We start from the raw sequence: 12979 nt of genomic DNA on the forward strand, positions 1-12979 counted from the left end.
CGCGTCAGCTGTCGCTGGTGCGCGTTCCGCGGACGTACGCCTTCACGGTCCCGAAGCTTTCGCTCCGGGAGTTCGGTGAACGGCGGATGACGTAGGGACCGACTGCCGCAGGGACGATGAAGGTCTCTGCGTAGTGGATCGTGTACGGCGGGAACGCGTCGGTGGGGCTGACGACCTCGACCTCGTCGCCCTCGACCAGATTGAGCACATTGACGGTGCCCTCCGTGTCGTGGGCTGCCTCCTGCTCGAACCAGTGCCGGCGGACCTCGATGAACTCGAGCTCGTGCAAGCCGGTGCGCTCCTCGACCAGTCCGGGCTCGCGGCGCAACTCTTCGACCTGGCCGACCAGATTGCGCTCGACCCACTCGGTGTCGCGATCCCACTGGATGTTCTGCGCGCCGTGGTCGATGTGCACCGGGCGCGGGACTCCGTCGAGACCGACACGGCCCCAGTCCCAGAGCTTGAAAGTGAAGATGTAGGGCGTCGCCGAGATCTCGAGCACCATCGAGTTCGCACCGGAGCAGTGCACGGTGCCCGCGGGGATGGCGAAGTGATCGTGCTTGCGCGCCGGGAAGACGTTCACGTACTTCTCGGCATCGAAGGGATGATCACCGTCGGTCGCGGCACGTAGATCTGCGAGCATCGCTGCCGGATCGACATCCGTCTTGACTCCGAGGTACACGACGGCATCATCGTCCGCGTCGAGCATGTAGTAGCTCTCGTCCTGCGTGTAGGCCATGCCGAACGCGTCGCGGATGTACTCCGTGAGCGGATGCACCTGCAGCGACAGGTTGCCACCGCCCATCGTGTCGAGGAAGTCGAAGCGGATCGGGAACTCTGCCCCGAAACGCGCGAACGTGCGCTCGCCGAGGAGCTCGCGCGGCCTGCTGAGGACGAGGTCCATCGCCGGGATCTCGACGACCCGGCCGCCTGCCTCGAGCAGCAGCGAGTTCTCCTCGGGCACGCAGTCGAAGCACCACGCGTAGTTGTGGACCGTGGGGTCGAGGTCGAGCTGGCTCTTCATCCACTGCCCGCCCCAGACGCCGGGGTCGAAGAAGGGCACGACGCGGAATGGCGACGCTGTCGCGTTGGAGAGTGCTGCACGGAAATCCGCGCCGCGCACCGCACCTGCGTCGTCGAGAGACGCATTGCCGTCGACGAGCAGATCGATCCGGTCGAAGAGGGTCCGCTTGTGCCGATCCGCCGTGCGCCACTCCACGAAGAACCCGCGCTTGTACTTGCGCAGGACATCTTCGTCGCCGTTGCTCGCACGCCAGTTCGGGGTTCCGGCGCGCAGGCGCTGCTGGATCTCCCAGCGCGCGAGATCCACGAGCACGAGGGCGTCCGCTTCGCGACTCGCCGCGAGATCCGCGCCCCAGCCGACGAGCACGGTCGGCCGAGTGCGCTCCGAAACCCTCAGCTGCAGATCGGCGAGACGGTCGGCGTCGTAGAACTCGTCGAGGGTGAAGTGACTCATGACGCCGAACACGCGGTCGTCGGTGAGGTTGCGCCCGATGAGGGCATCGATCACCTCGATGTCGGCAGCGGCGGCATCCTCGACGTTGATGACGTCGGCGTCGGGCAGCACCTCGTGGATGCGGGCGGCGATCGCCGCGACGTCTCCGCCGGGGTACACGTCGACGGCGATGAGCGGGTGGTCGGTCGCGGTACCGGCGATCTGCATCGCAGTGGTCCACGCGGCGTCGCCGACGAGCACCTCGCTGCCGGCGGGCAGCGCAACGGTGGGCAGCTTCACGTAGCTGCTGCGGTCGTCGAGCATGTAATCCTCGAGCGGAATGCCGGGCGGGTCAACGGTCGTCATGGCCGTCCTTTGCTGTCGAGGTCGTCGGCGAGTGCTGCGAGTCCGCGAAGGACCGAGGTGGCGGGGTCGTCAGGAGTGACGAGTGGTGGGCGGAACGACGAGGACCACAGGTCGGCGTGCACGCGGGCTTCGAGTGCGGGAAGGATCACGTCGGCCGAACGCATCACACCCCCCGTGACGATCACGACGTCGGGGTCGAAAGCGTGGCACTGGGTCACGATGACCGCGGACCAGGTGCGAAGGTAGCGGTCCAGAATGGCTGCCGACTCGGCTTCATGGCGCGTCTCGACGAGATCGCGGATGCCGATGGTCCCCGGATCGGCGAGTCTCGAGGCGAGTTCACGCCCGAGGGTGAGGCGACCGGATGCCGCATCCGCCGCCAGTGCCCATGTGCTCGCGAGCGCCTCGGCGCAGCCGATATTGCCGCATGGGCACCGCGGTCCGTCGAGGTCGAGCGTGATGTGTCCGCCGAGGATCGCACCGTGGCCTCGCCGGCCGCGGATGATCCGGCCGTCCACGATGGCCGCGGTGCCGATGCCGGTGCCGAGGACGATCAGCAGCGCATCCCGCGATCCGCGTGCGACACCGTCCGTGATCTCGCCGATGAGGGCCGCGCGAGCGTCGTTCTCGACGACGGCCGGGCAGCCGAAGCGGGAGGCGGACCAGGCCGACAGGTCGAGGTCGTGCAGCTCGGCATACTTGCCGTGTGCGGCCAGCAGGCTCGAGCCCTGCGGGTCGACCACCCCGGGCACCGCGATCCCGATCGCGCCGGCACGCTCGCCGTCGAGGAGCGACTCCACGCGCTGCGCGACCTCGTCGAGACCGATCTGGCCCTCAACGGTGGCGAACTCGTCGTGTGTGACGAGGCGGCCGGACTCGAACACGCCGAGCTTGACGGCAGTGCCGCCGAGGTCGATCGCGACAGTGCGCACCCTCGTCCTCCTCGTCTTTGTGGTCTAGCAGTTGGTAACGTTACCTTACCTGCGATGGCGAGGATGACGCAAATCGTGTTCGGCGATCAATCCGACGGCGGGGGCGCCAGACGCACCGGCATCTCGACGACTCGCGCGGGCACCTGAGTGCGATCGCCGATTCTGAGCCGCGACAGGAGCAGCCGTGCCGCCTCGCGACCGAGCTCACGCGGATCGTGGTCGACCACCGTGACGGGCACGGGCATGAGCTCAGCGAGCTCGAAGTCGTCGAAGCTGACGAGCGCGGGCAGCTCCGCCGCGCTCGCACCACCGCGCAGGCGGCGGCCGATCTCGTGCAGCGCGCCCACGCTGTTCCGGTTGTTCGCGCTGAAGATCGCGGTCGGCGGCCGCTCGAGATCGAGAAGCCGCCGCGTGGCATCGCTCGCCGAGCCCGAGTCGTGGTGCTCACGGAACACGAGGTCCGGGTCGACCTCGATGCCGCGCTCGTCCAGCGCCCGCATGTACCCCTCGTACCGTCGCGCGCCCGTGAACGCCGAGCTGACATTGCCCAGGTAGCCGATCCGCGTGTGCCCGGCATCCAGCAGGGCACGCGTGCCGCGGTAGGCGCCTCCGACGTCGTCGAGCAGTACGACATCCACGTCGAGCCCGTAGATGCGGCGGGATGCCAGGACGAGCGGCACATCGCCGAGGCGCTCCGGTCGCAGGTGATCGGAGGGGCCACCGGAGGGGACGAGCACCAGACCCTCGACCTGACGGCCCATGAAATCCGCGACGAGCTGGCGCTCGCGTGCCGGATCGCCACCGGTGTTGCCGAGGACGATGCGTCGGCCCGTCTCGGCCACAGCCTCCTCGACACCCAGCGCGAAGTTGCCGTAGTACGGATTGCCGAGGTTCGTGATGGCGACGCCGATCAGCCCGCTCGCCTGGCCCGGCCGGAGACTCCGCGCGTTCTCATTGCGGTGGTAACCGAGCTCGCGAACCGCAGCCAGCACCCGCTCCTGAAGGTCGGGCCGCACGTTCGCGCCACCGGCGAGGGTCCGCGACACCGTCATCGGGCTCACGCCGGCGTGCTGGGCGACCTCTTTCACGGTCGGCTGCTTGCCGGGATGGCTGACACCGGCCATGTGGGTTCCTCTCGCATCGTCGGCGAACTCACGGTATACCGCAGCACGGGCGTCATGCCGTACCGAACGCGGGACCGGGGTTGGCAATGGTCGTGACCACTGCTACGCTCCCGTCCTTGATAACGTTAACAGGAACGGGTGCCGACCGCACTCGTTCCCTTACCGGCGATGTTGCCGGGGAGGAGCACGACCAGCATGCCTCAGCGAACTCCAGCCCGATCCGGACGGATCGCCCTCGCCTCCGCGGTGGGCGCACTCGCGCTTGTCGCGTCATCCATCCCGCTGTCCGCGGCAGCGGCACCGGATTCCGCGGCAGCGCCGCCAACTGCTGCGGCGGCGAAGACGTGTGCAGCCATCTCGGCCGAAGTCGACGCCGAGCTGACCGATCGCTTCGGCGATTACGGTGACACGGCCGGCCAGTGGACGGGAGCCGACTCGGCGTACAGCGTCGAATTGCCCGACGGGCGGATCGCGTGGATCTACTCCGACACCTTCCTCGGCGAGGTGAACGAGACCCACGGGCGCCCGCTCGACTCGCTGTTCATCCACAACTCGATCAACGTCGACGACGACGGCGTGATCACGACATATACGGGCGGCACGGCTCAGGCTCCGGAATCGCTGGTCAAGGTCGCGGGCGGCGATGAGGCCAAGGACTGGTACTGGTTCGGCGACGCCACCGTTCACGGCGACGAGCTGCAGGTGATGCTGGTCGAGTTCATCAAGACGGGCGACACCATGTGGGACTTCGCGTTCAAGGGCAACGCCGTTGCGACCTTCGACGCTTCGACCCTCGAGCTGCTCTCCGTCGACCCCGTCGCCACGAACGGCATCAACTGGGGGTCGGCCATCTACGAGGATCATCACTACACCTACGTGTACGGCGTGGAGGACCTCGGCGCCCAGAAGTTCGCGCACCTTGCGCGGGTACAGGGCGGTGATCTCGCGCACGGCACCTGGGAGTACCTCGGTGACGCGGGCTGGTCGACCGATCCTTCTGCCACGAAGCGGATCCTCGAAGGGGTGTCGAACGAGTTCAGCGTGAGCAAGTTCCAGGGCCGCTACACGCTCGTCACGGGAGACGCGACCGAGCTGCTGAGCTCGAAGGTCGTGATGTACCGCAGCAAGAACCTCGAGGGACCGTTCACCGGCAAAACGGTCCTCTACGCGACGCCCGAGACGAGCGGCAACATCTTCACTTACAACGCGAAGGCCCACCCCGAGCTCGGCAACGGCCACACGCTGCTGGTCACGTACAACGTGAACAGCTTCGACACGAACGATCTGTACGTGGATGTCGACAACTACCGCCCGCGGTACATCGACGTCGACGCGAAGATCAGCAACGGCAGCCACTGCGGCTGACCTGCAGCGCACGCACGGATGCCCCGTGGCCCTGGGCCGCGGGGCATCCGCCCCGGTATGCCGCGCGTGCCGGGCTGTCAATCCCCCCTGGCCGCTGGGCGAGACGTGTCTTACTGAGACCTTCCCGCACAACGCCCTGAATGGAGAAGCTCTATGAAGAAGCTCATGATCATCGTCCTGGTCACGGCTGTCGGCGCTGCCGCGTACGTCGCCGGCTCCAAGGCAGGCAGGGCTCGCTACAAGCAGATCTCCGGCACAGCCTCCGCGGTATGGAACGACCCCGAGGTCCGCAAGCTGCGCGCCCGTGTCGAGAAGCGCGCGCGGAAGGCCGCGCGAAAGCTGGGCTGATCAGGCGGCGGATTCGTCCGAGGGCACCGGGACCTCGATCAGCCGGCCGGTACGCACATCGTAGAGGAATCCGTGCACCGGGATCCTGGGGGGAACGAGCGGGTGCTCCTTGATCCGCACGACGTCGTCGACCACCGCCTGCGTCTGGTCCGAGATCGTGAGCCAGTCGATGTGCTGCCCGTGGTCGGACCCCGGTCCGGTGCCGACGTCGTAGAACCCGTCATCGCCCAGCGCCGCCGTCTCGAGGCTGTTCGCCAGAAGACCCGTGATCACCTCGTCGGTGAAGAACTCCATGCCGCAGTCGGTGTGGTGGATGACGAACCATTCGCTCGTGCCCAGCAGCTTGTACGAGATCACGAGTGACCGGATGGCGTCATCCGATGCCCGCCCGCCCGCATTGCGGATCACGTGGGCGTCGCCCTCGCTGAGTCCCGCATACTTCGCCGGGTCGAGCCGGGCGTCCATGCAGGTCAGGATCGCGAAACCTCTGGCCGGCGGGAGCGCCAACCCGCCTTTGTCGAAGGATGCCGCGTAGGCCTCGTTCGCTGACAGAACCTCATCGAGTACGGACATCGTCGATCCTTTCCACGCGGGTATGAGCCGACGGTACGCCGCCGAAAAGCACGCGCGACGACTGTGTCTGGATGTGACGCTCCAAACGAGATGCCCCTCCCCGCCGGTGGGCGAGGAGGGGCATCGAGAGGTCGGTTCAGTCGATCGATCTGTAGATCGAGCCGTTTCGCCGGTCTTCGAATTCGTAGGCATCGATGTCGCCGCAGAGCGCCGCCTCCAGTGTGGAGGGGTACTCGCGACCGCAGGACGTGCATTCGGTCATGATTCCCCCTTGCCAGATCAAGATTCCCCCTTGCCAAATGAAAATAGGTCGCTCCCCGCATCAGGGCGCGACCTACGCCTTCAGGCTAGCGAGACCGCGTCCACCACAGGTATCCCGCAAATCTCCGTTGCGTTACGAGTTGTCGCCTGCAGCCTGCTCCCCAGGGGACGGTGGATCGGGCAGACTTGGCAGCACAACCAGTGGCGTCGCCTCGCAGCGTCGCTTGGGGCTCGGTCGAGCGTCATCGACGGTGGGAGTGGAGCGACGCGTGGAGGCTATCGGCCACATCCTTCCGATCGCACTGGCGGTTGCGATCAGCTCGGTGCCGATAATGGTCACGATCCTGATCCTGCTGTCGCCGAACCGGGCCCGCTCCGCGCCGCTGTTCATGATCGGCTGGGTGATCGGGCTCATCCTGGTCGTCTCGGTGTGCACGCTCGTCGCGGAGCTGATACCGACGGCACGCTCGCCTCGCAGGCCCGACACCGCGATCGGCATCGTCGAGATCATCGTGGGCCTGGCGATGATCGTGCTTGCGGTCGTGTCGTGGCTCCGCTCTCGTCGGGCAGAGACCCCTGCTGTCCCGAAGTGGCTGAGCTCGGAGAAGTCGCTCCGTCCCTGGCAGGCGTTCGGTGTGGCACTCATTCTGAACATACGGCCCAAGGCTCTGCTGCTGGCGATTGCGGCGGGTTTGACGGTGCGGGCGGATTCCCAATCGCCAACGGATGCTGTGGTCGCGATCTTGATCTACACGATCATCGGAGCATCGACCGTCGTGACGCCGATCGTCGCGACGATGGTCGCCCCTGACCGGATGGTGCCGCGGCTGACGAGCATGCGCAGCTGGCTGACACGCAACGATGCGGCCATGACGAGCATCATCCTGCTCCTGGTCGGCGTCTTCGTGATCGGCTCGGGAATCGGACGGCTGGGATGATCGACGGCGCCTGAGGCCGAGTCGGTGCGCCGCGTCGGCTCGGCGTGGGCGATGTGGTGAATTCCCTATGAGCCTGCCGTGAGGGATCGTTTCTTGGCGCTGTCTCAAAGGCGTGACCCGAATATCGAGACATGACAGTCACCGCGCGCCCGCCCGCCGTCTCCGGTGTGCTCGCGCCGTCAACCTCGCCGACGGCCGTTCACACTCGCCCGTCTGCGCGACGGGCGCCGCGCTCCGCGTGGACCCTCGCCGCGACGACGATCATCTGGCTCACGAGTCTGATCGTGACCGCGCTCTGGGTGCAGGGCGGGGGTGTCTCGGCGCTCTTCGCCTTCGACGCCGAGACGCTCAACAGCCTGGGAAGACTCGCCGGGCTCATATCGGCGAACCTCCTTCTCTATCAAGTGCTGCTGATGGCCCGTGTGCCGATCTTCGAGCGAGGATTCGGGCGCGACGGCATCACCCGCATGCACCGGCTGGTGGGATTCTGGTCGTTCTGGCTTTTGATCAGCCATATCGTGCTGCAGGTATTCGGCTACGCGGCTCAAGCCGGCGTGAACCCTTTCGTGCAGCTGTGGGAGTTCGTCTGGGACTACCCGGGGATGCTGCTGGCCACCGCAGGCACGGCGCTGCTGGTGCTCGTCGTGATCACCTCGATCCGCCGCGCGCGGCGCGCACTGCGGTACGAGTCGTGGCACCTCCTGCATCTCTACGGCTATCTGGGCGTCGGCCTCGCGATCCCCCACATGCTGTGGACGGGTGCGGACTTCACCGCTTCCGCGCTCGCCACCGCCTACTGGTGGGGACTGTGGGCGGCGGTCGCGGCATCCGTCCTCGTCTTCCGCGTCGGACGGCCGGTGTGGCGCTCGTGGCGTCACGGGTTGCGGGTGACAGCCGTCGAGCGAGACGGGCTGCGCGGAGTCGCGGTGCGCATGCGTGGACGCAGGCTGCACGCGCTCGGCGCCCAGCCGGGTCAGTTCTTCGTGTGGCGGTTCCTGGATGGAGGCGGCTGGATGCGCGGCCACCCGTTCTCGCTCGCCGGCGCGCCGCACGGCGACGAACTGGTGATCTCCGCGCGGGTCGTCGGTGACGGCACCCAGCGGCTGACGACATTGAAGCCCGGAACGCGCGTCGTCTTCGAGGGACCCTTCGGACACATGACCGGCGAGACCCGGCAGAGCCCCAAGGTGCTGATGCTCGGTGCGGGCGCGGGGGTCGCGCCCCTTGTCGCATTGCTCGAGTCGGAGTCCTACGCCCCGGGCGGGGCGACGCTGGTCACGCGTGATCATGCGGATGGCGACGCGCTGCGGCTCGACGCGATCGCGCGACTGGTTGCGACCAGGGGCGTGCGCCACTTCACCCTGAACGGCGCGCGGTCCCGTGTCGGCGCGAGCTGGATACCCGCCACCCACTCGACGTGGGACGGAGCCGACCTCATCCGGTTCCTGTCCCCCGACCTCGACCAGCACGACGTGTATCTGTGCGGGCCGATCCCGTGGATGGACGCCGTGCGCAAGGATCTGCGGGCCGCGGGAGTCGCCGCGGACCGCATCCACAGCGAGGCCTTCACCGTCTGACCCACCCCATCCCGACCTTTTCGGAGCCATCATGAAGAAGATCATCTACGCGGTGCTCGCGACGATCAGCGGTCTCGTGCTGCTCTTCAGCTACCGCACCTCACGCGGCGATTCGGTCACCGAGTCGGTCGCGGTGGATCCAGCGTCCGTTTCGGGCTCATCGTCGTCGGGATCGAGCATCGGCAGCGGTTCGAGCGGGAGCGGTTCGAGCAGCGGCTCCTCGACAGCGGCGTCCGGCCTGACCGATGGCTCGTACACCGGTCAGGCGGTCGACACCCGCTGGGGACCCGTGCAGGTGGCGATAACAGTATCCGGCGGCACGATCACGGCGGTCGATGTGCCCGAATATCCGAACGGCAACCGACGCGACCAGGAGATCAACCAGCGGGCGCTGCCGCAGCTGGTGTCCGAGACCATCAGCGCCCAAAGCGCGAACATCGACATGGTCTCGGGCGCCACGTACACGAGCCAGGGCTACCTGCAGTCGCTGCAGAGCGCGATCGATCAGGCGACCTCGTGAGTCCTTCGGTCGAGCCTCGGCGCCGAGTGTGGGTGCAAGACATCATGGGCACCACCATCAGCATCCACATCCTCACCCGTCCGGCAGCATCCGAGATCGATTGCGATCCCGTCGTCTCAGACGCGGTCGCGGACTGCTTCGCCGACCTGCGTGACGTGGACCGCGTGTTCTCGACCTACCGCGGCGATTCCGACATCTCGCAGCTGCGGAGGGGAGAACGCACGGCGGCAGAGCTCGACCCGCGCGTGGTGCAGGTCGCCACCGCCTGCGACGATTGGGAGCGAGCCACCGAGGGATGCTTCTCGGCCCACTGGCGAGGCTGGTTCGATCCGACCGGATACGTCAAGGGATGGGCGGTCGAAACCGCCGCCCGCCGCCGTCTGGCTCCCTTGGTCAGCCGGGCGGATGTCGTCGCCGCCGGAATCAACGCCGGCGGCGACCTGCAGCTGTTCAGTTCGGATGCCGCGGACTGGAGCTGGCGGGTCGGCATCGCCGACCCCGCACGACCGGGCACCATCGTCGCGACGATCGACGTGAAGAACGGTGCCGTGGCGACCTCGGGCACCGCGGAGCGTGGCGAGCACATCATCGACCCGCGAACGGGACTCCCGGCGCGCAGCGTGCTCAGCGCGACGGTCATCGCGGACGGACTCACCGCGGCCGACGTCTGGGCCACCACTGCCGCCGTTGCCGGGATCGACGATCTGGCGTGGATCGCCGGGGCGGGCACCCGCACCGGGGTCGTGATCGGGGCGGACGGCACCGTCCGCCGGTGGCTCGGAAGCACCGAGATCAACACGCGGACCGCGTCGGTGGAGGCTCGAGCCGCCCTACGCTGACGGCAGCACGACGAGGAACGTCGTGCCTGCCGAAGAGGTCGACTCGATGGAGACCGAGCCGCCGTAACGGGTCACCGCCTCGCGGACCAGCGCCAGGCCCAACCCGAACCCGCGCCGGTTGCCGGTCTCGTCGGCGCGCGCGAAGCGTTCGAAGATCCGGTCCACATCCTCGGCCCGAATGCCGGTTCCGCGATCGACCACGCGCAGCTCTACCGAGCCGCCGACCGCCCGCGCGGAGAGGCCGACCGTGGTGCCGGATGGGGCATGCACGATCGCGTTGTCGAGGAGCGCCACGCACAGCCGGGTGAGGGTGACGCGCGGGATGGCCGCCGCGGGTCGACCGTCGACCTCGACATCGACGGCCACATCCCGCTCTGTGGCCATGGGCCGCAGCGACTGCGCGGCAGCCGCGACGCAGGCGGCGACATCCGTCGGATCGGCGGTCTGCGCAGCGTCTGCTTCTGCCGAAAGCAGCATGTCGGTGAGCACATCATCCATCACGGCGGCGTTGCGGCGAAGGTCGACGATGGTCTCGTCGATCGGCTCGCCCCGGTCGTGTCGGCGCTGCAGGATCTGGATGCGACTGGTGAGTGCGGTCAATGGGGTGCGCAGCTCGTGACTGGCATCCGACACGAAGTTTCGCTGCATCCGCAGTGCTTCGGCGAGCGGCCGGACCGAGCGACGGGCCGCGAACCATGCCACCAACGCGAGGAGGACCACGCCCAACACCCCGAGTGCGATCACCCACGGCACGACGCGATCGACGTCGACCACCACGTCGTCGAAATCGGCGTGTCCCCTGCCGGGGCCGCCGCGCTCGGGTCGAGCGGTGGCGAAGATGACGAGGATGAGGACGCCCACCCCCGCGGCGAGGATCAGCGTCGATGCCGCGCCCACCCACAGCCCCACGCGCATCGACGTCTGCCGCACACGGCGTTCATCGTTGAGGGCGCTCACGTCGGAGCCCCGATCCGGTAGCCGCGGCCGCGGATCGTCTCGATGATCTCGGGCGTCGACTTGCGACGGATGTAGTGCACGTACGTGTCGACGGAACCCGGAGCGTCGCCTGACGCGAAGACGGCCCCGAGGATCTCGTCGCGAGAGAAGACGTGCTCCGGACTCGCCGACAGCAGCTCGAGCAGCGCGGTCTCGGTCGCCGTGAGCCCGACACGCAGTCCGGTCGGTGAGTAGAGCGCCCATGAAGCGGGAGTGAACGTCCGGTCGCCGAGGTACCGACGCTGTCCGTCAGCGCGGTAGCCACGCAGCAGCGCGCGCAGCCGGGCGAGGAGTTCGTCGAAATCGAAGGGCTTCACAAGATAGTCGTTGGCACCCGCATCCAGGCCCTCGACGCGGTCGTCAACCGAAGAGAGGGCGGTCAGCAGCAGGATCGGCGTGGTGATGCGTGCGGTGCGGACAGCCGCGACGAGGCGAGCGCCATCCATCCCCGGGAGGCGTCGATCGACCAGCATCAGGTCGTAGTGACCGCTCAATGCGCGCGTGAGGGCGACGTCGCCGTCTGCGACGTGGTCGACGGTGTAGATCTCCGAGAGCACCTCGATCGTCATCTCGGCGATCTCCGCGTCGTCTTCGACATAGAGGAGCCGGGCACGGGTCACGTCTGCCGAGCTATCCACGGCCCCCCCTCGATTGCTGCTCGTCGCCCAGTGAAGCGGAACGTCTCCAAGACAACACCAAGACGTTCATGGATCAGGCCCCGGGTTCGACGATGACCTTGCCGAGCGCTCGGCCTTCGCCGACGCGCTTCAACGCCTCGGCGGTCTGGTGCAGCGGGTAGGTCCGATCGATGTGGATGCCGAGCTCGCCGGCCGCGCAGCGTTCGCCGACAGGCCCGAATCTCGCCGGTCCGCTCTGCACGGCGAGGACTCCCATCCGTCGACCCGACAGGCGCGCGGCGAGCACACCGACGGTCAGGATCCGCAGCAGGGTTCCTACGTCGCCTCCCACCGCGAGGTATCTCCCGCCCGGAGCGAGCGCACGACGGTAGGCGAACACGGAACGGTGCGCGACGAGGTCGAGGATCAGGTCGTACCGCCCGGTGACGGTGAAGTCCTCGGCGCGGTAGTCGATGACCGCATCCGCGCCGAGTGCGCGCATGAACTCGAGCTTGCCGGCGTTGTCGACACCGGTCACGTGCGCACCCGCTGCCGTCGCCAGCGGTATGGCGAAGGCTCCGGTGCCCCCGCCCCCGCCGTTGATCAGCATACGGATGCCGGGTGTCACGCCCGAAGTCCCATGCACCGCGATCGCACCGGCCTGTGGAATCGTCGATGCCTCGGCGAAGGTGAGTCCGGCAGGCTTCGGTGCGAGCACCGACTCGGCGGCGATCGCGAACTCCGCGAATCCACCGAGGCGCTGCAGGTTGTCGCCGTAGACCTCGTCGCCGACGGCGAAGCGCGTGACGGCCGGGCCGACGGCGGCCACGACGCCCGCGATGTCCGAGCCGAGGACTTTGCGCCGTGGTCGTCGAAGCCCGCCGAACCGCGAGTACAGCGGCGAGCCGACCAACGCCTCCCAGTCGCTGAGGTTCAGCCCCGTCGCGACGATCCTCACGAGGACGTCCCGCGGCCCCGGCACGGGCACGGGAAGGTTCACGACGCGCAGAACCTCGGGGGGTCCATACCGGTCGTACACCACTGCCTTCATCATCGGGGCCATGTGC

General features: G+C 67.8%; 14 protein-coding genes. 6 read left to right on the top strand and 8 right to left on the bottom strand.

The features are described 5' to 3' along the window. Positions 1–4 precede the first annotated feature (4 nt). From ABD188_RS16465 to ABD188_RS16475, 3 genes are all read right to left on the bottom strand, one after another. The gene (locus tag ABD188_RS16465) at positions 5–1822 is read right to left on the bottom strand and encodes a class I mannose-6-phosphate isomerase (protein ID WP_344064752.1); all 1818 of its coding nucleotides are present in this window, start codon (positions 1820–1822) and stop codon (positions 5–7) included. After that, positions 1819–2754: an ROK family protein gene (locus tag ABD188_RS16470; protein ID WP_344064755.1), complete on the bottom strand. Its 936-nt coding sequence runs from the start codon at positions 2752–2754 to the stop codon at positions 1819–1821. The genes ABD188_RS16465 and ABD188_RS16470 overlap by 4 nt, the downstream gene beginning before the upstream one ends. A gap of 86 nt (positions 2755–2840) precedes the next feature. Next, on the bottom strand, positions 2841–3878 hold the full coding sequence (locus ABD188_RS16475) for a LacI family DNA-binding transcriptional regulator (RefSeq protein ID WP_344064758.1): 1038 nt from the start codon (positions 3876–3878) through the stop codon (positions 2841–2843). Positions 3879–4073: 195 nt separating this feature from the next. Between ABD188_RS16475 and ABD188_RS16480 the strand changes: the two genes are divergently transcribed. Both ABD188_RS16480 and ABD188_RS16485 read left to right on the top strand, forming a co-directional pair. After that, positions 4074–5243, top strand: a complete 1170-nt coding sequence (locus ABD188_RS16480) for a glycoside hydrolase family 183 protein (RefSeq protein WP_344064761.1) — start codon at positions 4074–4076, stop codon at positions 5241–5243. A gap of 153 nt (positions 5244–5396) precedes the next feature. Next, positions 5397–5591, top strand: a complete 195-nt coding sequence (locus ABD188_RS16485; RefSeq protein ID WP_344064764.1) for a hypothetical protein — start codon at positions 5397–5399, stop codon at positions 5589–5591. Here the strand turns inward: ABD188_RS16485 and ABD188_RS16490 are convergent, their stop codons facing one another. Then, positions 5592–6164 (bottom strand): beta-class carbonic anhydrase, encoded by a 573-nt coding sequence (locus ABD188_RS16490; protein ID WP_344064768.1) that lies wholly within the window; start codon positions 6162–6164, stop codon positions 5592–5594. A 136-nt stretch (positions 6165–6300) separates the two neighbouring features. Beyond that, positions 6301–6426 carry a hypothetical protein gene (locus ABD188_RS16495; RefSeq protein WP_344064771.1) on the bottom strand — a complete coding sequence of 42 codons (126 nt, stop codon included), beginning with the start codon at positions 6424–6426 and terminating at the stop codon, positions 6301–6303. Positions 6427–6694: 268 nt separating this feature from the next. Here ABD188_RS16495 and ABD188_RS16500 point away from each other — a divergent pair, with 268 nt between their 5' ends. From ABD188_RS16500 to ABD188_RS16515, 4 genes are all read left to right on the top strand, one after another. After that, entirely contained in the window at positions 6695–7363 is a 669-nt protein-coding gene (locus ABD188_RS16500; protein ID WP_344064774.1) for a GAP family protein, read from the top strand. Positions 7364–7494: 131 nt separating this feature from the next. Further along, the gene (locus ABD188_RS16505) at positions 7495–8940 is read left to right on the top strand and encodes a ferredoxin reductase family protein (RefSeq protein ID WP_344064777.1); all 1446 of its coding nucleotides are present in this window, start codon (positions 7495–7497) and stop codon (positions 8938–8940) included. A gap of 31 nt (positions 8941–8971) precedes the next feature. Next, positions 8972–9460: an FMN-binding protein gene (locus ABD188_RS16510; RefSeq protein WP_344064780.1), complete on the top strand. Its 489-nt coding sequence runs from the start codon at positions 8972–8974 to the stop codon at positions 9458–9460. A gap of 44 nt (positions 9461–9504) precedes the next feature. Then, the gene (locus ABD188_RS16515; protein ID WP_344064783.1) at positions 9505–10299 is read left to right on the top strand and encodes an FAD:protein FMN transferase; all 795 of its coding nucleotides are present in this window, start codon (positions 9505–9507) and stop codon (positions 10297–10299) included. Here ABD188_RS16515 and ABD188_RS16520 read toward each other — a convergent pair. The 3 genes from ABD188_RS16520 to ABD188_RS16530 all read right to left on the bottom strand — a co-directional run bounded on the left by ABD188_RS16520 (position 10291) and on the right by ABD188_RS16530 (position 12975). Next, the gene (locus tag ABD188_RS16520; protein WP_344064786.1) at positions 10291–11256 is read right to left on the bottom strand and encodes a sensor histidine kinase; all 966 of its coding nucleotides are present in this window, start codon (positions 11254–11256) and stop codon (positions 10291–10293) included. The genes ABD188_RS16515 and ABD188_RS16520 overlap by 9 nt on opposite strands. Then, complete coding sequence (locus tag ABD188_RS16525) at positions 11253–11933, bottom strand: response regulator transcription factor (protein ID WP_344064788.1); 681 nt, start codon at positions 11931–11933, stop codon at positions 11253–11255. The genes ABD188_RS16520 and ABD188_RS16525 overlap by 4 nt, the downstream gene beginning before the upstream one ends. Positions 11934–12006: 73 nt before the next feature. After that, positions 12007–12975, bottom strand: a complete 969-nt coding sequence (locus ABD188_RS16530; RefSeq protein ID WP_344064791.1) for an NAD(P)-dependent alcohol dehydrogenase — start codon at positions 12973–12975, stop codon at positions 12007–12009. Between the last annotated feature and the right edge of the window lie 4 nt (positions 12976–12979).

The organism is Microbacterium pumilum, from assembly GCF_039530225.1.
GTDB lineage: Bacteria > Actinomycetota > Actinomycetes > Actinomycetales > Microbacteriaceae > Microbacterium > Microbacterium pumilum.